This is a genomic window from Pseudomonas fluorescens (assembly GCF_000967965.1).
Taxonomy (GTDB): Bacteria; Pseudomonadota; Gammaproteobacteria; order Pseudomonadales; family Pseudomonadaceae; genus Aquipseudomonas; species Aquipseudomonas grandcourensis.
The window spans coordinates 115,117-132,852 of record NZ_LACC01000016.1 but is presented as its reverse complement, the minus strand read 5'-3'; the positions used below and the strand labels follow the sequence as shown (position 1 = coordinate 132,852).

Here is a 17,736-nt window from a genome sequence, read left to right as displayed (position 1 = left end):
ATCCCTGCGTACTCGCCTCGATCTGCACTTTGCGCAAGAATGGCGGCCATCAAACGCCTGTTACTGGAGAAAGACCATGAATGTAGTGACCACCGACCTGCCCGGTGTTCTGATCCTCGAACCCAAGGTCTTTGGTGACGAACGTGGTTTCTTCTACGAGAGCTTCAACGCCAGGGCTTTCAAAGAGGCCACCGGACTGGACACTGAGTTCGTTCAAGACAATCACTCCCGTTCACAAAAGGGCGTGCTGCGCGGTCTGCATTACCAACTGGAAAATACCCAGGGAAAACTGGTTCGCGTCACGGCCGGTGAAGTGCTGGACGTCGCCGTAGACATCCGTCGCAGCTCACCGCACTTCGGTAAATGGGTCGCTGTGCGCCTGTCTGCCGCCAATCATCGCCAACTCTGGGTTCCGGAAGGTTTCGCCCACGGGTTCGTGGTCTTGAGCGAGTTTGCCGAGTTCCTATACAAAACCACCGACTACTACACGCCATCGGCCGAGCGCAGCATTCGCTGGGACGACCCGGACCTGGCCATCGACTGGCAACTGGAGGACACGCCGCAGCTGTCGGCGAAAGATCAGGCCGGCGTATTCTTCAAGGATGCCGACGTCTTTGCCTGAAAGGCCGGCTGAAGCTGGCCGATCAAGATGCAGCTGACCCAAGGCGGGCAAGCCTAGGCATAATGCGCCTGTACCCACAGGCGCATGCTGCTCATGAAACCGACTCTCCCCCCCAGACCCCGTTGGCGCAGCCTGGCCCTGCTGGCACTGTGCCTGGCGCCGTTGCTGTGGCCGCTGGAGCATCTCGCCGAGCGTTACTACCGCAGCGAGCTGGCCAGTCAGAATCGTCAGACCCTCGACCTCTACGTCGCCAACCTGTTGGGTACCCTGCACCGCTATGAAGTGTTGCCGCAGATCCTCGGCGACCTGCCCGCCTTGCGTGCCGTGCTCGGCGCGCCGGACGATGGCGTCACCCAAGGCAATGCCAACCGCCTGCTGAAAAACATCGCCACCCAGACCGGTGCCGAAGTCATGTACCTGATGGACGCCACCGGCAAGACCCTGGCCGCCTCCAACTGGGACAAACACGACAGTTTCGTCGGGCGCAACTTTTCCTTCCGGCCATATTTCAGCGAAGCCATGGCCGGGCGGCTCGGGCGCTTTTTCGGCCTGGGCACGACCTCCGCCAAGCGCGGTTACTTCTTCGCCGCCGGTGTGCGCGACGGCGAAAAAATCGTCGGCGTATTGGTGGTCAAGGTCGACCTCGACCACACCGAAAGCCTGTGGGGCAAAACCCCGGAGCAACTGCTGCTGACCGATCACAACGGCGTGGTCATTCTCACCTCGCGACCGGAGTGGCGATTCCGCTCGACCCGTTCGTTGAGCGAAGACGAAAGCAAAGCCATCACTGCGATCCAGCCCTATCCAACCCGCGATCCAAAACCGCTGAAGCTCAACCCCAATGCCTGGCTGACCCAGACCCAGCAGATCGCCGAAACCGGCTGGGACGTCAGCATCCTCGCCCCGCGCACCTTGATCGACCGTCCGGTGCGCACGGTGGTGGCCATCGGTGGCGCAGCGTTGTTGGTGTTGATGCTGTTGCTTGGCTTGATGATGCAGCGCCGCCGCCATTACCTCGAGCGCATTGCTTTCGAAGCCAAGGCTCGTCGCGAGCTGGAAGGCCGGGTCGCCGAGCGCACCAGCGATCTCGAAGGCCTGAACCGGCGCCTTAAACAGGAAGTGCTGGAGCGCGAACAGGCTCAGCAGGAGCTGGTCCGCGCCCAGGATGATCTGGTGCAGGCCGGCAAATTGTCGGCACTGGGCACCATGTCGGCGAGCATCAGCCACGAACTCAATCAGCCGCTGGCAGCAATTCGCAGCTACGCGGAAAACGCCGAAGTGTTGCTCGATCACCAGCGCACCGACGATGCCCGCGGCAACCTCAAGCTGATCAGCGAATTGACCGGTCGCATGGCCTCGATCATCGCCCACCTGCGCGCCTTTGCCCGACGCGATCGGCACGCCCCGGAAAGCGTCGCCCTGCAACCGGCGCTGGACGATGCCCTGGCCTTGCTGGCCAAGCGTCGACGCAGCATGGAAGTCGAACTGATCCGCGACTTGCCCGCCGCCACCCTGTGGGTCGAGGCCGGGGAAACCCGCCTGCGCCAGGTACTCGGCAATCTGCTGGCCAACGCCCTGGATGCCCTGACGGAGAAAGGCCCGCCACGTAAACTCTGGCTCAGTGCCCAATCCACGGCCGATGGCGTCAACCTGTACATTCGCGACAATGGCCCCGGCTTTTGCATGGAAGCCCTTGGGCGCGCCAGCGAGCCGTTCTACACCACCAAGACCCGCACCCAGGGTCTCGGCTTGGGGCTGGCGATTTGCGAAACCCTGATGCGCGCCTTCGGCGGTGAACTGTCGTTCGCCAACCACAAGGAGGGCGGCGCCCTGATTACCCTGAAGCTGCGCGCAGGCGCACCGGGCGTGAGCCTGCAACCGTCCGAGGACCGAAGTGCATGACCATCGACAACCGCATTCAGGTCGTGTTGATCGACGACGATCCCCACTTGCGCCAGGCCTTGAGCCAGACGCTGGACCTGGCCGGCCTGAAAATCCTGCCGCTGGCCGAAGCCAAAGGGCTGGCCGCACAACTTGAACGCGACTGGCCGGGGGTGGTGGTCAGCGACATCCGCATGCCCGGCATGGACGGTCTCGAACTGCTGACTGAACTGCACGCCCAGGACCCTGAGCTGCCGGTGCTGTTGATCACCGGCCACGGCGATGTGCCGCTGGCCGTGCAGGCCATGCGCGCCGGGGCCTATGACTTTCTGGAAAAACCCTTCGCCAGCGACGCCCTGCTCGACAGTGTGCGCCGCGCGTTGGCCCTGCGCCGGCTGGTGCTGGACAACCGAAGCCTGCGGCTGGCCTTGAGTGACCGCAACGAGCTGAGCACGCGGCTGGTTGGCCACTCACCTTCGATGCTGCGCCTGCGCGAGCAGATCGGCGCCCTGGCGGCGACCAGGGCCGATGTGCTGATCCTCGGCGAAACCGGCGCAGGCAAAGAAGTCGTGGCCCGGGCGCTGCACGATTTATCGAGTCGCCGCAACGGACCGTTCGTGGCAATCAACGCCGGTGCCCTGGCCGAATCAGTGGTCGAAAGCGAGCTGTTCGGCCACGAGCCCGGCGCCTTCACCGGCGCGCAGAAACGCCGCATCGGCAAGTTCGAATTCGCCAATGGCGGCACGCTGTTCCTCGATGAAATCGAAAGCATGAGCCTGGATGTACAGGTCAAATTGCTGCGCTTGCTGCAAGAGCGGGTGGTCGAACGCCTGGGCGGCAATCAACTGATCCCGCTGGACATCCGCATCATCGCCGCCACCAAGGAAGACCTGCGTCAGGCAGCGGATCAAGGGCGTTTCCGTGCCGACCTGTATTACCGCCTGAACGTCGCGCCGCTACGGATTCCACCGCTGCGCGAACGGGGCGAAGATGCGCTGATGTTGTTCCAGCATTTTGCCGATGAAGCCAGTGCCCGCCACGGCTTGCCGCCCCATGAACTGCAACCGGGACAACGTGCCTTGCTGCTGCGCCACACCTGGCCGGGCAACGTGCGCGAGCTGCAAAATGCGGCCGAACGTTTTGCCCTCGGGCTGGAACTGGCCCTCGACAACAGCACACCGGAAGGCGGCACTGGCAACAGGGTCGAAGCCGTCAGCGGCGGTTTGAGCGAGCAAGTGGAGAACTTCGAAAAAACCCTCATCGCCGCCGAACTGGCACGCTCGCACAGCTCGGTGCGCAGCGTCGCCGAAGCCCTCGGCATTCCCCGCAAGACCCTGCACGACAAACTGCGCAAGCACGGTCTGAGTTTCGCCGACAGTGGTGCCTCGGCCCACCCTGACGACCTCGACTGAGCTACCGTCCAATCATCCACTTCACGCCAGAGGCCCCTCAATGAGCCGCGACAGTCGACAACTGGAATCCGTTCTCCATCACGACATTCCTCTCACCCGGGACATGGGCCTCAAAGTGCTCGACTGGCATGACCAGCAACTGCGTTTGCACTTGCCGCTGGAAGCCAACGTCAACCACAAGAGCACCATGTTCGGTGGCAGCCTGTATTGCGGCGCGGTCCTGGCCGGTTGGGGCTGGCTGCATCTGCGCCTCAAGGAAGAAGGCATTACCGACGGGCACATCGTTATTCAGGAAGGGCAGATCAGCTATCCGCTGCCGGTGACGGGGGATGCCAATGCCATTTGCCAGGCGCCGGACCCGGTGATCTGGAAGAAATTCCTGACCACCTTCCAGCGATACAGCCGAGCACGGTTGACGCTGCATACGCGGGTCGTCAATGAAGGCCGTGATGAGGATGCGGTTAGGTTTGTCGGGCAGTACGTGTTGCACCGCTGAACCGGCTGACACAACACCTGTGGCGAGGGGGCTTGCCCCCGTTCGACTGCGTAGCAGGCGCAATCCAGACAACCGATTCTAACGGATACTGCGCGAGGGCAGATTTGGGGCAGCTTCGCTGCCCAACGGGGGCAAGCCCCCTCGCCACAAAGTAAAGGCGAGCTCAGGACCGTGCCAGTTCCAACAACTTCTCCCGCCAAGCCGCCTTCGCCGGCAACGCCAGGAAGAACGCATTCAACAGCGACTCCCTTGCCGGATAACTGAACGGCTCACCGCTCAACTCCAGCACCTCACCGCCCGCACCTTCCAGCACACCTTGCGCTGCAGCCGTGTCCCACTGGGAAGTCGGTGCCAGGCGTGGATAGCAATCCGCCGTCCCTTCAGCCAGCAGGCAAAACTTCAGCGAACTGCCGATATTGGCCAGTTGCAGCTCGCCAAGGCTGGCGCTCAACCCCGCCAGCAAACGCTCCTGCTCCGGGCTCGAATGGCGACGACTGGCCACCACGGTGAACGACTCGCCGGGCGCTAATGCATCACGCACCTTGATCGCCACGGGCGTGCCACCTTTATCGCCACGCCAGGCGCCGAGTCCCGCACCACCGACGTAAAAACGCCCGTTGGTCGGCATCGACACCACACCGAACACCACCCGACCGTTTTCGATCAGCGCGATGTTGACGGTGAACTCTTCGCTGCCGTTGATGAATTCCTTGGTGCCATCCAGCGGATCGACCAGCCACCAGCGCTGCCATCCGGCCCGCACGCTTTGGGGAATGTTGGCGTCTTCCTCGGAGAGCACCGGGATGCTCGGATCGAGCGCCGTCAGCCCGGCCAGAATCAGGTGGTGCGCGGCCAGGTCAGCAGCGGTCACCGGCGAGTCATCAGCCTTCGCCGTGACGGCCGTACCTGTGCGCCAGAACGGCAGGATCGCATCACCGGCCTGCAAGGCCAGCTCAATTACCGGCGCCATCAACGGATGCGGGAAATTCATGGCTGGAACGCTCCGCGCTGAGTCAACAGGTCTCGGGCCAGGTACAGCGCCGCCAAGGCACGGCCTTCGGTAAATTGCGGGTTTTGCGCCAGCGCCGAAAGCTCCCGCAGATTGACCTTGTCCACCCGCATAGGCTCTGGCTCGTCGCCTTCCAGACGCGCTTCGTAGAGGTCAGTAGCCAGCACCACTTGAATCTTCTGGCTCATGTAACCGGGGGACAGCGACAACTCGGTCAGGTGCTCCAGTTGCCGCGCGCCAAAACCGGCCTCTTCCTTGAGTTCACGCTCGGCTGCTGCCAGCACGTCTTCGCCCGGCTCGATCAAACCCTTGGGCAATGACATTTCATATTCATCCGTGCCGCCGCAATACTCCTCGACCAGCACCGCATGCTCGGCATCGAGCATCGCCACGATCATCACCGCGCCGTACCCGGCACCCTTGCCGACCAGGCGTTCATACGTGCGCTCCACGCCGTTGGAAAAGCGCAGCTTCAGCTCTTCCACGCAGAACAATCGACTGGTGGCGACAATTTCGCGGGCGAGTATGGTGGGTTTCTGGCGCATGCAAAGCTCCTTGGCGTGAACGCGCTACTATAACGCGGCTTTCCCGATTGTTTACGCCAGAAATCTTTCTACTGCCCGAGACGTTGCCATGCCTTCATTACCCTGGTCCGACATCGATACCGTTCTGCTGGACATGGACGGCACGCTGCTGGACCTGCATTTCGACAACCACTTCTGGATGGAGCACCTGCCCCAGCGTTACGCCGAACTGCACGGGGTCAGCCGGGCCATGGCCGAGATGGAACTGCAGCCGTTGTTCGAGCGCCATGCCGGCCAGTTGCAGTGGTACTGCCTGGACTTCTGGAGCGCCGAACTGAAACTGTCGGTTCGCGACCTGAAACTGGAAACCGCGCATCTGATCGCCCTGCGCCCGGATGCCGACACCTTTCTGGCGGCGATCAAACGGGCCGGAAAGCGCGTGGTGCTGATCACCAATGCCCATCGGGATGCGCTGTCGTTGAAGCTGGAAAAAATCGAACTGGCGCCCTACTTCGAGCGTTTGATCAGCTCCCATGACTACGGCTTCCCCAAGGAAAGCCCGCAGTTCTGGGATGCGCTGCAAGCCGATATCGATTTCGATCCTGCGCGCAGCCTGTTCATCGATGATACGTTGCCGATCCTGCGCAGTGCACGGGACTTTGGCGTGGCGCATTTGCTGGCCGTGCGTGAGCCGGACAGCCGCAAGGGGCCGAAGGATACGGCGGAGTTTGCGGCGGTCGGGGATTATCGGGATTTGATTGCGGGGCTTTGAACCTGGCGCGGTCAATGTGGCGAGGGAGCTTGCTCCCGCTCGGCTGCGCAGCAGTCGCCTTTCAGCTGACGCGATCTATCGGAAAGAACGCATTGGCCGAATTGGGAGTGCTTCGCACTCCAACGGGGGCAAGCCCCCTCGCCACAGATTTGGTGTTACTCAGGAATCCGCAACGACTGCCCTGGATAGATCTTGTCCGGGTGCGACAGCATCGGCTTGTTGGCCTCGAAGATTTTGTTGTATTTGTTGGCATCGCCGTACACGCGCTTGGAAATCGCACTGAGGGTATCGCCCTTCACGACGGTGACAAACACTGCGGCAGCAACGACAGGCCCAGTCACGGTAATCTGATCATCCACACTGCCAACCCCGGCGATATTGCCCACCGCCAGCAGGATCTTTTCCTTCTCTTCCTGGCTCGCCACTTCACCGGTCACCGTGACCTTGTCGCCATCGACCGTCGCCTGCACATTCGGGTTGCCCAAGCCGACCTTGCTGATGTGCTCCTTCAACTGCTCACTGGCATTGGCGTTGCCTGGGGTCAGCAAATCCAGCAATTTTTCGCCTGCTTCCTTCACAAAGCTCAAAAGACTCATGGTGCACTCTCCTTGGGTTTCGGGTTCCAGACGTCAAAGCCTAGACCACGGTCGTCACTTACGAATCCAACCCGACCAATGACCCCGCTTGCGATAGAATCCGCACCTTCCCACCCCCTGGAGCGCAGATGGACATCAAGCAGCTGAAATTCCTCATCGCGCTCGACGAAACCCGCCATTTCGGACAGGCCGCCGCGCGCTGCCACATCACTCAGCCGACCCTGTCCATGCGCCTGCGCAGCCTTGAAGAAGAACTCGACCTACCGCTGGTCAATCGCGGTCAGCGCTTCGAAGGCTTCACCGCGCCAGGCGAGCGGGTGCTGGCCTGGGCGCGCACGGTGTTGGCGGCCTACGACGGCTTGTACGCCGAGGCGGCTGCCTGTCGCGGCAATCTGGTCGGCACCTTGCGCCTGGGCGTAGTGCCGTTGTCGAGCTTCGATCCGCTGCCACTGATGCAACGCTTGCACGCCGAACACCCGAACCTGCGCTTCGAACTCTCGGCCCTGAGTTCGGAGCAGATCCTCGAGCAATTGGCGAACAATCGCCTGGATCTCGGTGTTTCCTATCTGGAGCGCCTCAACACCGAACACTTCGACTCCCTGGCCTTCAGCGAAACCCGCATGGGCCTGCTGTACGATCAACGCTTCTTCACCTTTGGCGAGGCGCCGCTGAGCTGGGAATCCTTGATTGAGCTGCCGCTGGGCATGCTCACCAGCGGCATGCACTTTCGCCAGTCCATCGACCACAACTTCCACAGCCGTGGTCTGACCCCGCAGCCGTTGTTGCAGACCGATGCCGTGCATCAACTGTTACAAGCCGTGCACGGCGGTCTGTGTTGCGCCGTGATGCCATTGGACGGCGGCCTCGAAGGGCTGACCGAACACTTGCGCCTGCAACCGATCGAGAACGCCCAGACCCTCGGCCGCCTGGGGCTGATCATGCGTCGCAGCGCACCGCGCTCAGCGCTGGCAGAAGCCTGTTTTACCCTCTATCAACAATCGCTGATTGGTGCTTGATCGACGGTATCTATCGGTAGATCAGTATTAGCGATTAGACGTGACAACTTGCCGCGCCTAGTCTTAAAGCTGATCAAACCGTCGGTGATGCCATGAACACCAAGCGCCCTGCATGCGCGGCGCCTGCCCTCGAAACGCCCGCGCCCGCCGCCAGCCAGACGTACAGCTATAGCAATCTCGAATACTCCGAATCGGCCAGCACCGCGCTGGCCGAAGAAGTTGCGTTGGCGATTGCCTATAACGGCATCAGCCAGGCGGTCATGCTGGTAACGCCCACGGACCTGGAAGATTTCATCGTCGGCTTCAGCCTGGGCAGCGGCATCATCCAGGACGCCACGGACATCTACGACCTGCAACTCAGCGGCTCGGGGTCGGCGCAATACGCGCAAGTGACCATCGCCAATCGCGCGTTCTGGAACCTCAAGCAGCAGCGTCGGCAGCTGGCCGGCACCAGCGGTTGCGGGTTGTGCGGCGTGGAAGCGCTCGAGCAGGCGTTGCCGGACCTTCAGGTATTGCCCGGCGCCCCGTTGCCGCCGGTCGAGTGGCTTGATGGCCTGCGCGAGCGCATCGGCGCCTTCCAGCCCTTAGGCCAGCATTGCGGTGCGGTGCATGCGGCAGTGTTCATGAACGACAAAGGCGAGTTGCTGCTCGGTCGCGAAGACATCGGCCGCCACAACGCCCTCGACAAGCTGATCGGCGGATTGATCCGCCAGAAGATCCCGACCGCTGGCGGCCTGGCAATTGTCACCAGCCGCTGCAGCCTCGAATTGATCCAGAAAGTCTTGCGCGCCGGCATCCAGACCCTGGTCAGCCTGTCGTCACCTACGGGCCTTGCCGTGCAATGGGCCCGTCGCCACAACCTCAATCTCATCCATCTGCCACAGAAGAATGCACCGCGGGTCTACAGCCCAACGTTGGAGAATCAAGCGTGAGTCAACACCGTCAAGCCGATCAGAAACCCGTCCCTCGCTACAAGCCCTACAAAGGCGCGGCCGGTGGCTGGGGCGCACTGATCAGCGTGGCCCAGGCCTGGTTGACCAGCGACAACGCGCTGAAAAACCTGCGCATCATGCTCAAGACCAACCAGAACGGCGGCTTCGATTGCCCGGGTTGCGCCTGGGGCGATTCTCCGGAAAAGGGCATGGTGATGTTCTGCGAGAACGGCGCCAAGGCGGTGAACTGGGAAGCGACCAAACGCCGTGTCGATGCCAAATTCTTCGCCAAACACAGCGTCACTTCGCTGCAGGAACAAAGCGACTATTGGCTCGAATACCAGGGCCGCCTGACCGAGCCGATGAGCTACGACGCCGAGACCGATCGCTACAAGCCGATCAGCTGGGACGCCGCATTCGCCCTGATCGCCAAACACCTGAACGGCCTGTCGAGCCCGGATCAGGCCGAGTTCTACACCTCGGGCCGGGCCAGCAATGAAGCGGCCTACCTCTATCAACTGTTCGTGCGCGCCTACGGTACCAACAACTTCCCTGACTGCTCGAACATGTGCCACGAGGCCAGCGGTGTCGCGCTGTCGCAAAGCGTCGGGGTCGGCAAAGGCACCGTGACCTTCGACGACTTCGAACACGCCGATGCGATTTTCGTCTGGGGCCAGAACCCCGGCACCAACCACCCACGGATGCTCGAACCGCTGCGCGAAGCGGTGAAGCGCGGCGCCCAAGTGGTGTGCATCAACCCACTCAAGGAGCGTGGCCTGGAGCGCTTCCAGCACCCGCAGCACGCGATCGAAATGCTCACCAACGGCGACAAGCCGACCAACACCGCATTCTTCCGCCCGGCCCTGGGTGGCGACATGGCGATCATGCGCGGCATGGCGAAATTCCTCCTGCTGTGGGAGCGCGACGCGCAGAAAACCGGTGAGCCGGCGGTGTTCGACCACGACTTCCTCAACGAGCACAGCGTCAACGTGCTGGATTACCTGGCCGTCATCGACGACACCCCGTGGGAGCAGATCGTCGAGCAGTCCGGCCTGAGCCTGGTGGAAATCGAGCAAGCGGCGCGCATGTACGCCAAAGGCAAGAACGTCATCATGTGCTGGGCCATGGGCATCACCCAGCATCGTCATTCGGTGGCGACCATCCAGGAAATCGCCAACCTGATGATGCTGCGCGGCAACATCGGCCGGCCGGGCGCCGGCCTGTGCCCGGTGCGTGGCCACAGCAACGTGCAGGGCGACCGGACCATGGGCATCAACGAACGCCCTCCTGCCGCGTTCCTCGATGCCCTGGAGCGGCGCTTCCAGTTCAAGGTGCCACGCGACAACGGCCACAACGTGGTCGAGGCGATTCATGCGATGGCTGAAGGCCGGGCGAAAGTCTTCATCGGCCTGGGCGGCAACTTCGCCCAGGCCACGCCGGACAGCCCGCGCACGTTCCAGGCCCTGCGAAACTGCGACCTGACAGTGCAGATCAGCACCAAGCTCAACCGCAGCCATTTGACCCACGGCAAGGACGCGCTGATCCTGCCGTGCCTGGGCCGCACCGACATCGATATCCAGACCCAAGGCCCGCAAGCGATAACCGTCGAAGACTCGTTCAGCATGGTCCACGCCTCCAATGGACAGCTGCAGCCGCTGTCGAACCAGATGCGCTCGGAACCGGCGATCCTGGCCGGCATCGCTGCCGCGACCCTGGGCAGCCACCCGGTGAACTGGAACTGGCTGGTGGCCGACTACAGCCGCATCCGCGACCTGATCGCCGAGACCATTCCCGGCTTCAAGGACTTCAACGAGAAGGTCAAGAACCCGGGCGGTTTCTACCTGGGCAACAGTGCCGGTGCACGCAAGTGGGACACCGCCTCGGGCCGGGCCAATTTCCGCTCGAACGCGCTGCCCAAAGACCTGGTGCACGAACGCACCCGCGCCACTGGTGTGCTGCCGGACCTGATCATGCAATCGATGCGTTCTCACGATCAGTACAACACCACCATTTATGGCCTCAACGACCGTTATCGCGGTGTGAAAGGCCAGCGGGACGTGTTGTTCGTCAACGAAGCCGACATTATTCGCCTGGGCTTCAAGCCGGGGCAAAAGGCCGACATCGTTTCGCTCTGGGACGATGGCGTGGAACGTCGGGTAAAAGGCTTCACGCTGCTGGCGTTTGATATCCCGGCCGGGCAAGCGGCGGCCTACTATCCGGAAGTGAATCCGTTGGTGCCGCTGGAAAGCACCGGCGATGGCAGCCATACGCCGACGTCGAAGTTTGTGGCGATCCGGCTGGAAGCGGCGAGTGAGACCGGGTTGATCATGGCCAGGTCGGCGTAACAGGTTGTCTGAACTGGCCCCATCGCGAGCAAGCTCGCTCCCACATTCAGATCTTAAGCGGACACAAAATTTGTGCTCGACGATGGTCCCCTGTTGGGAGCGAGCTTGCTCGCGATGAGGCCAGACCAATCACCAAAGACTCCGGACCCTGCACTTTCCAATCGCCCACAAAAAAGGCCGTTTCCTAATGAAAACGGCCTTTGCGAATAAGTAAAAGACCGGCAAAAAAACGTTAAGTTCCGCCCAAAAAACAGTAACTTGCAATATTGTATACAGGTCGTGTTATTCGTCGGATTTCGATTGTCACGCCCATTCCAGAGCCTCAGGATCGCGCCGTCATCCCCTTGAGGTTCCTCCATGAAGTTCTCCTCGATTCTCTTGTTGTCCCTTGGCCTGGTCAGCGGTATTGCGTCTGCTGGCGGCACTACCGAAGCCGGCGTAGGCGGCGCATTGGGCGGGGTTTTAGGCTCGGTCGTCGGTCAGTCGTTAGGCGGCAGTACAGGTTCCACCATCGGCGCGGCCCTGGGTGGCGCGGGTGGTAGCGCCGTCGGCGCAAACAAACACAGCCGTGGCGAAGCAGCCATTGGCGGCGCGTTGGGTGCTGCAGGCGGTAACGTGGTCGGCCGCAGCTTGGGCGGCACCACCGGCAGCCTGATCGGCGCCGCAGCAGGCGGCGGTGCCGGTGGCGCGCTGGGTAACCACATGGGCAAAGAGTACGATAATGATGATGACGGCGATCGTCGTTACTATCGCGGCCATGGTGATCGTCGTTACTACCGTGACGGCCATCCGGGCCGCGGCCATGCCTATGGCCACCGCAAGCATCGCTGGCACGACGACGACTAAGGCATCCATCGCCTGGCTATAACTGGTACATCAAAAATCGCAGCCCAAGGGCTGCGATTTTTTTTGCCTTACTGAACCACCAGACGCTCCAGCGCACCGCGCAACCCGGCAGGAATCGCCACGGGTTGATTCGACGCACGATCGACAAACACATGCACGAAGCGCCCCGCCGCGCAGGCTTCATCTTCCCCTTGCTTGAACACGGCCAGTTCGTATTGCACCGAACTGTTGCCCAACTTGCCCACCCGCAGACCGATCTCGATGCGGTCAGGGAAGGCAATGGAAGCAAAGTAATCACAGGAAGAGCTCACCACGAACCCCACCACCTCACCGTCATGGATATCCAGGCCACCGACTTCGATCAGGTAAGTGTTCACCGCCGTATCGAAGAAGCTGTAGTAGGTCACGTTGTTGACGTGACCGTAGGCGTCGTTGTCGTGCCAGCGGGTGGTGATGGGCTGGAAGTGGGGGTAGTCGGTGCGTTGGGGCATCAGCGTTGATTCCTGGAGTTGGGTCGCCAAGTCTAAGGCGAAAACCGCGTTATCGTTCTTCGCGAGCAAGCCCGCTCCCACATTGGATATCGGTCGTACACAAAATCTGTGTTCACCGAAGATCAAATGTGGGAGCGGGCTTGCTCCGGGCGGCGATCCGACGAAGGCGCCCTCACAGGCGCCACAACAATCACTTGTCAGCAAAGCCTTTGCCAGCCGCCGCCAACTCGCCAATCACCCGCGCCGGTTTCCAGTGATCGCCCTGACGCGTTTCAAGGTCCATCAAGCGCCGATGAATGTCCGCCAACCCTTGCTGATCCGCCCAGGCCATCGGCCCGCCCTTGTCCGCCGGGAAACCGTAACCGTTGAGGTAGACCAGATCGATATCGTGAGCCGACCCGGCAATGCCTTCCTGCAAGATCTTCGCGCCTTCGTTGACCAGTGCCAGCAAGCAGCGCTCGAGAATCTCTTCCGGGCCGATCTCGCGGCGCTGGAACCCCAGTTCCTCACTGACTTGAAGCACCAGTGCGTCGACCTGCGGATCGTGTTCGGCCTGACGACTGCCCGGTTCATAGTGATAAAAGCCGTTGCCACTCTTCTGGCCGAAACGTCCCTGCTCACACAAACGGTTATCCACCTGGACCTCCGGTGCATCCTGCCCGATACCGGACAACTGGCGCGAGCGCCATTGCAGGTCGACGCCCACCACGTCGAACATGCGGAACGGCCCCATGGCGAAACCGAAGCCCTGCAGCGCTGCGTCCACCTGATACGGATAAGCGCCTTCCAGCAGCATTTTCCGCGCTTCGAGCACATAGGTATTGAGCATGCGGTTGCCTATGAAACCGTCGCAATTGCCCGACACCACACTGATCTTGCCCATGCGCTGGCCGAGCGCCAGCGCCGCGTCGAGCACCGCCGGTGCAGTCTGCGCGCCACGGACGATTTCCAGCAGTTTCATGATGTGCGCCGGGCTGAAGAAGTGCAGGCCCAGCACTTGCTGCGGCCGGCGTGTGGCTGCGGCGATGGCATCGATGTCCAGTGCCGAAGTATTGCTCGCCAGAATCGCTTCAGGCTTGAGCAAGCCATCGAGCTCACGGAAGATTTTCTGCTTGAGCTCAAGGTTTTCGTACACTGCTTCGATGACCAGGTCGACATCGCGGATGGCCACATACCCATCTGCCGCAGTCACGCGCGCGACACGGGCATCGGCCTCGCCCTGATCAATGCGGCCCTGACGTACGTTGTGAGCGTAGGCGTCCGCCACGGTGGCCAGCGCTTGCTCCAGCATTTGCGGATTGTTGTCGACCCACTGCACGGCCACTCCGGCGTTGGCCAGGCACATGACAATGCCACGGCCCATGGTGCCCGCGCCGATGACGGCGGCGCGCTGAATATTCGACGGTGTCTGGCTCATGTTTTGTTCTCTTGTTGGCGATCCGAAGACAGCCACCACCATAGTCAGCCACCGGGTTTTTTTGAAATTTATTCCTGTGATGAGCAACATTCAGCGGATGGATGTAGCACTGCCAGGCCCTGAGATCCCAAAGGGTTTTGGTTCAGCCGGCAAGATGCCGCTCGGCCCAACTGCGCACCCCGGCATACGGATAATCTTCCAGCGCCGCAAACCCGGGAATCGACCGCGCCTTGAGCTTTGTGAACAACGGCACGCTGATCCCGCACAGAAACCGTGTCACGCGTTCAGCCGATGGCAGGTTGCCCGTGTGCTGCTCGTGCCTGTGGATAAAACCGCCACACAGCGCCTCGAAATTCTTATCCACAAGCGCCGGCAACTCCGGTGGTGCCGGTAGCCGCGCCACTTGCCCATGACACACCGAACAATGCCCGCATTGCTGCGGGGCATTGTGATCACCGAAATACTCGGCCAAGCGATAACCCAGGCAACGGTCGGTGGCGAACAGGTCCAGCATCGCGTGAATCCGCGCGACCTCGGTGCGCTCATGCCGAGTGAAATAGCTGTGCAGTTCCTCGCTCAATGCGGCGCTGTCGAAACCGCTTAGCAGCACGCTGTAGACCTCGGTCATCTGCTTGCTTTCGAGCTCCACCCAGCCCTTTTCCTGGAAGTAATCCAGTGCCTTGACCACCCGACTGCGCTCGGCCTGATGCTGCTCGTACAACGCCTCGAAATTCACCGTGGCCCAGGTCCGGGCGCGGCTGGAGGTCTGGATGATCGCAGCGACAAAATCCCTGCGCTCGCCTTCGAAACGCGCCAATAGCACCTCGGGCTCCTGCACATACTTGAAACGGTACTCGGCGTAGTACGCGTAGCGCGGGGCGATCAGCCCGCGCAATTCGAGTTGCACCAGCAAGGTCTTGAGCGGCAACTGGCGAATATTGCTCTGGTCTGCTAACGGCCCCAGCAGAAACTCCCACTGGCCTTCGGTTGCAGCGGCATGCATCTCGTCAAGCACGCAACGGATGCCATCCAGTTCGGGCGTGTCGCCGTAGACGAAGTTCTCCAGCACATTGAGGCTGTCGCGGTTGGCCAACACCAGGCAGTCCGACGGCTGCCCGTCACGCCCGGCGCGGCCGATTTCCTGGCTGTAGTTTTCGATGGATTTGGGCAGGTCGAAATGCACCACGTTGCGGATGTCACTCTTGTCGATACCCATGCCGAAAGCGATGGTGGCGACGATGCAATTGGACTGCCCGCCCATGAATCGGCGCTGGATCGCTTCCCGTTGCTCGTGGGGCAACCCGGCGTGATAAGCCTCGGCCTGAATGCCGTTGCGGTTCAGGTGTTCAGCGATGTGCTCGGCGGTTTTCTGCAAGGTGACATAGACGATGCTCGGCTGGTCCGGACGCTGGCTCATCCACTCGACAAGACGCCTGCGCTTGTCCGCTCCGCGAACCGGCTCCACCAGCAAATTGAGGTTCGGGCGATAGAAACCGGTGGTCACCACATCGTCGACGGCGATGGCGAATTTCGCCTGCATGTCGGCAATGACCTTGGGCGTCGCCGTTGCGGTCAACAGCAATACCTGCGGGATGTTGAACTGGCGTTGATAGTCGGGAAGCTTGAGGTAGTCCGGGCGAAAGTTATGCCCCCATTCGGAAATGCAGTGCGCCTCGTCCACCACCAGCAGCGAGATCGGTACTTGCTGCAAAAAATGCCGGAAGCGCTCGTTCTTCAGGCGCTCCACGGAGATCATCAGAATCTTCAGTTCGCCGGACTTCGCCCGGGCCATGACATCGCTGGCGTCTTCGCGATTCTGCGAAGAATCGATACTGCCCGCCGAGATGCCGTGGCGTTGCAGGAACGCCAGCTGATCCTGCATCAACGCCAGCAGCGGTGAGACCACCAGCGTCAGGTGCGGCAGCAACAGCGCCGGCAATTGGTAGCAAAGGGATTTGCCGGAACCGGTGGGGAAAATCGCCGCCGCCGAGCGCCCCGCCAGCACAGCACCGACGGCCGCCTCCTGACCGGGTCGAAATTGTGGATAACCGAAAACCTGTTCCAGGGTGTTGTGCATAAGCTGTCACTCCATTGACTGCTGCGGAGTCAAAAGCCTAGCCGGCGATCGCAGCGAGTCGAGAAAAGGTCGGGGGCAAAAACGATACCGGATGATACAGCGAATGGCGGGAAGGGCTTGGGGAGTCGGGCGACTGACAGATCGCTTTCGCGAGCACACCCACCGCAAAACTCGGAATACCCGACAGTTTCCAAAGCCCCCCTCTGCCAATACTTGCTCAATAGCGACTGATAACCCAGTAGGCATTTTTACCGGCAGCGGCTTCGTCGCACAAATCTCCGACAATGTGTAAGCCTTATCCTCGGAGCACGATAAATACCCTACAAAGCCTGTCCATTTCAGCCGTCTTGTCCCGCAACGCCACACCCTTCTATAGTTTCCGGCGCGGCTGAAAACAGTGTCTCGGCCTGCCCGGGAACACTTGCCGATTTCGCACAGGACCCACTCGATGAAAAAAACCGACACGCTGACAGCCCGCTATCACCCGCTCAAGACCCGCTACAGCGAAACCCCTGTGCTGGTCATTGATACCGAGGCTGACCCCTTCGAGATCCTCGACGCCGCCCGACAACGCATCCGCGCCGCCAGCGACCTGCTCGAAACCCTTTATTGCACGTGTTTCAAACAGGCCGAAGCGAGCGACATCCCCAAGATCGTCGGCGCCCTGTACCTGCTGACCCAGGACGGCAACGACCTGCTCGACATCGCCCGCCAGCGCTTGCCGAAATTCACCGGCTGAAGCACCACCACCTGTGGGAGCGAGCCCGCTCGCGAAGAACGATAACGCGGTGCACTTGTGGATAAGTCTGTCAGCAACGCCCTATCAAAGCTTCGGCAAGGTCCTACAAAACAAGACAACTTGTCGGCTATCGCCAGCCAGTGGCTCGAACATATAGTCCGGACTGTCGCTGCCAAATCAGCGACTCGGGCTTGGTCACTCGAATAAGAGAGAACGCACATTTCCACTTACTAGAGGTTTTCTTCAGTGGCCACACCAAATCCATTTCCAAATCGATATCGTCCACTCAAAACGAACTTAACCGACACCCCGCCCCTGATCATCGACACAGAGGCCAACCCGCAAGACATCCTCGAAGCCGCCCTCCAGCGCATCCGGGCCTCCAGTGACCTGCTGCAAACCCTGCACTGCCAATGCTTCAAACACGGCGACATCAAAGACATCCCGCACATCACCCACGCCCTCTACCTGCTGACCCAGGACGGCTGCGACCTGCTCAAAGTCGCCCAGCAACGCATGCTCAACTGGAAAGCCCCGGTCTGATCTTTAATGGAGATCGCT

At 61.2% G+C, this 17,736-nt stretch carries 17 protein-coding genes; 11 read left to right on the top strand and 6 right to left on the bottom strand.

Annotation, left to right across the window (positions count from 1 at the left end; all coding sequences use genetic code 11):
• Nucleotides 1-76: 76 nt before the first annotated feature.
• From rfbC to VC35_RS13960, 4 genes are all read left to right on the top strand, one after another.
• Nucleotides 77-622, top strand: coding sequence for a dTDP-4-dehydrorhamnose 3,5-epimerase (rfbC, locus tag VC35_RS13975; protein WP_046040819.1), 546 nt, complete (start codon nucleotides 77-79; stop codon nucleotides 620-622).
• 93 nt (nucleotides 623-715) lie between these two features.
• Nucleotides 716-2,524 carry a sensor histidine kinase gene (locus VC35_RS13970; RefSeq protein WP_046040890.1) on the top strand — a complete coding sequence of 603 codons (1,809 nt, stop codon included), beginning with the start codon at nucleotides 716-718 and terminating at the stop codon, nucleotides 2,522-2,524.
• Nucleotides 2,521-3,915 carry a sigma-54-dependent transcriptional regulator gene (locus VC35_RS13965; protein ID WP_046040818.1) on the top strand — a complete coding sequence of 465 codons (1,395 nt, stop codon included), beginning with the start codon at nucleotides 2,521-2,523 and terminating at the stop codon, nucleotides 3,913-3,915. The genes VC35_RS13970 and VC35_RS13965 overlap by 4 nt, the downstream gene beginning before the upstream one ends.
• 40 nt (nucleotides 3,916-3,955) lie before the next feature.
• The gene (locus tag VC35_RS13960; RefSeq protein WP_008003181.1) at nucleotides 3,956-4,411 is read left to right on the top strand and encodes a YiiD C-terminal domain-containing protein; all 456 of its coding nucleotides are present in this window, start codon (nucleotides 3,956-3,958) and stop codon (nucleotides 4,409-4,411) included.
• 163 nt (nucleotides 4,412-4,574) lie between these two features.
• On the opposite strand, the gene cysQ is transcribed toward VC35_RS13960, so the two are convergent.
• Nucleotides 4,575-5,402 carry a 3'(2'),5'-bisphosphate nucleotidase CysQ gene (cysQ, locus tag VC35_RS13955; RefSeq protein WP_046040815.1) on the bottom strand — a complete coding sequence of 276 codons (828 nt, stop codon included), beginning with the start codon at nucleotides 5,400-5,402 and terminating at the stop codon, nucleotides 4,575-4,577.
• Entirely contained in the window at nucleotides 5,399-5,965 is a 567-nt protein-coding gene (gene nudE, locus VC35_RS13950) for an ADP compounds hydrolase NudE (protein ID WP_046040814.1), read from the bottom strand. The genes cysQ and nudE overlap by 4 nt, the downstream gene beginning before the upstream one ends.
• Nucleotides 5,966-6,053: 88 nt before the next feature.
• Here nudE and yrfG point away from each other — a divergent pair, with 88 nt between their 5' ends.
• The gene (gene yrfG, locus VC35_RS13945) at nucleotides 6,054-6,716 is read left to right on the top strand and encodes a GMP/IMP nucleotidase (protein ID WP_046040812.1); all 663 of its coding nucleotides are present in this window, start codon (nucleotides 6,054-6,056) and stop codon (nucleotides 6,714-6,716) included.
• A 155-nt stretch (nucleotides 6,717-6,871) separates the two neighbouring features.
• Here yrfG and lysM read toward each other — a convergent pair whose 3' ends face one another.
• Nucleotides 6,872-7,312: a peptidoglycan-binding protein LysM gene (gene lysM / locus VC35_RS13940; RefSeq protein WP_046040810.1), complete on the bottom strand. Its 441-nt coding sequence runs from the start codon at nucleotides 7,310-7,312 to the stop codon at nucleotides 6,872-6,874.
• A 128-nt stretch (nucleotides 7,313-7,440) separates the two neighbouring features.
• Here lysM and VC35_RS13935 point away from each other — a divergent pair, with 128 nt between their 5' ends.
• The 4 genes from VC35_RS13935 (at nucleotide 7,441) to VC35_RS13920 (ending at nucleotide 12,451) form a co-directional block, all read left to right on the top strand.
• Nucleotides 7,441-8,328, top strand: a complete 888-nt coding sequence (locus VC35_RS13935) for a LysR family transcriptional regulator (RefSeq protein ID WP_046040809.1) — start codon at nucleotides 7,441-7,443, stop codon at nucleotides 8,326-8,328.
• 92 nt (nucleotides 8,329-8,420) lie between these two features.
• On the top strand, nucleotides 8,421-9,260 hold the full coding sequence (fdhD, locus tag VC35_RS13930) for a formate dehydrogenase accessory sulfurtransferase FdhD (protein WP_046040807.1): 840 nt from the start codon (nucleotides 8,421-8,423) through the stop codon (nucleotides 9,258-9,260).
• Nucleotides 9,257-11,605, top strand: coding sequence for an FdhF/YdeP family oxidoreductase (locus VC35_RS13925; protein ID WP_046040806.1), 2,349 nt, complete (start codon nucleotides 9,257-9,259; stop codon nucleotides 11,603-11,605). Before fdhD ends, VC35_RS13925 begins: the two co-directional genes overlap by 4 nt.
• A 357-nt stretch (nucleotides 11,606-11,962) precedes the next feature.
• A complete protein-coding gene (locus VC35_RS13920) occupies nucleotides 11,963-12,451 on the top strand; it encodes a glycine zipper domain-containing protein (RefSeq protein WP_046040805.1) in 489 nt (162 codons plus the stop codon).
• Nucleotides 12,452-12,519: 68 nt separating this feature from the next.
• On the opposite strand, the gene VC35_RS13915 is transcribed toward VC35_RS13920, so the two are convergent.
• The 3 genes from VC35_RS13915 to VC35_RS13905 all read right to left on the bottom strand — a co-directional run bounded on the left by VC35_RS13915 (nucleotide 12,520) and on the right by VC35_RS13905 (nucleotide 16,436).
• Complete coding sequence (locus VC35_RS13915) at nucleotides 12,520-12,942, bottom strand: acyl-CoA thioesterase (RefSeq protein WP_007972849.1); 423 nt, start codon at nucleotides 12,940-12,942, stop codon at nucleotides 12,520-12,522.
• A 190-nt stretch (nucleotides 12,943-13,132) separates the two neighbouring features.
• Nucleotides 13,133-14,359, bottom strand: a complete 1,227-nt coding sequence (locus tag VC35_RS13910; protein WP_046040803.1) for a 3-hydroxyacyl-CoA dehydrogenase — start codon at nucleotides 14,357-14,359, stop codon at nucleotides 13,133-13,135.
• A gap of 142 nt (nucleotides 14,360-14,501) precedes the next feature.
• Nucleotides 14,502-16,436 carry a RecQ family ATP-dependent DNA helicase gene (locus tag VC35_RS13905; protein ID WP_046040802.1) on the bottom strand — a complete coding sequence of 645 codons (1,935 nt, stop codon included), beginning with the start codon at nucleotides 16,434-16,436 and terminating at the stop codon, nucleotides 14,502-14,504.
• Between the two features lie 448 nt (nucleotides 16,437-16,884).
• Between VC35_RS13905 and VC35_RS13900 the strand changes: the two genes are divergently transcribed.
• Both VC35_RS13900 and VC35_RS13895 read left to right on the top strand, forming a co-directional pair.
• Nucleotides 16,885-17,175: a hypothetical protein gene (locus VC35_RS13900; RefSeq protein ID WP_046040800.1), complete on the top strand. Its 291-nt coding sequence runs from the start codon at nucleotides 16,885-16,887 to the stop codon at nucleotides 17,173-17,175.
• A 246-nt stretch (nucleotides 17,176-17,421) separates the two neighbouring features.
• Nucleotides 17,422-17,718, top strand: a complete 297-nt coding sequence (locus VC35_RS13895; RefSeq protein WP_046040799.1) for a hypothetical protein — start codon at nucleotides 17,422-17,424, stop codon at nucleotides 17,716-17,718.
• Nucleotides 17,719-17,736 lie beyond the last annotated feature (18 nt).

Bases quoted from the DNA above. Each gene is read 5' to 3' on its own strand.
- rfbC (WP_046040819.1), top strand. From the start codon at position 77: ATGAATGTAGTGACCACCGACCTGCCCGGTGTTCTGATCCTCGAACCC.
- VC35_RS13970 (WP_046040890.1), top strand. From the start codon at position 716: ATGAAACCGACTCTCCCCCCCAGACCCCGTTGGCGCAGCCTGGCCCTG.
- VC35_RS13965 (WP_046040818.1), top strand. From the start codon at position 2,521: ATGACCATCGACAACCGCATTCAGGTCGTGTTGATCGACGACGATCCC.
- VC35_RS13960 (WP_008003181.1), top strand. From the start codon at position 3,956: ATGAGCCGCGACAGTCGACAACTGGAATCCGTTCTCCATCACGACATT.
- cysQ (WP_046040815.1), bottom strand. From the start codon at position 5,402: ATGAATTTCCCGCATCCGTTGATGGCGCCGGTAATTGAGCTGGCCTTG.
- nudE (WP_046040814.1), bottom strand. From the start codon at position 5,965: ATGCGCCAGAAACCCACCATACTCGCCCGCGAAATTGTCGCCACCAGT.
- yrfG (WP_046040812.1), top strand. From the start codon at position 6,054: ATGCCTTCATTACCCTGGTCCGACATCGATACCGTTCTGCTGGACATG.
- lysM (WP_046040810.1), bottom strand. From the start codon at position 7,312: ATGAGTCTTTTGAGCTTTGTGAAGGAAGCAGGCGAAAAATTGCTGGAT.
- VC35_RS13935 (WP_046040809.1), top strand. From the start codon at position 7,441: ATGGACATCAAGCAGCTGAAATTCCTCATCGCGCTCGACGAAACCCGC.
- fdhD (WP_046040807.1), top strand. From the start codon at position 8,421: ATGAACACCAAGCGCCCTGCATGCGCGGCGCCTGCCCTCGAAACGCCC.
- VC35_RS13920 (WP_046040805.1), top strand. From the start codon at position 11,963: ATGAAGTTCTCCTCGATTCTCTTGTTGTCCCTTGGCCTGGTCAGCGGT.
- VC35_RS13915 (WP_007972849.1), bottom strand. From the start codon at position 12,942: ATGCCCCAACGCACCGACTACCCCCACTTCCAGCCCATCACCACCCGC.
- VC35_RS13910 (WP_046040803.1), bottom strand. From the start codon at position 14,359: ATGAGCCAGACACCGTCGAATATTCAGCGCGCCGCCGTCATCGGCGCG.
- VC35_RS13905 (WP_046040802.1), bottom strand. From the start codon at position 16,436: ATGCACAACACCCTGGAACAGGTTTTCGGTTATCCACAATTTCGACCC.
- VC35_RS13900 (WP_046040800.1), top strand. From the start codon at position 16,885: ATGAAAAAAACCGACACGCTGACAGCCCGCTATCACCCGCTCAAGACC.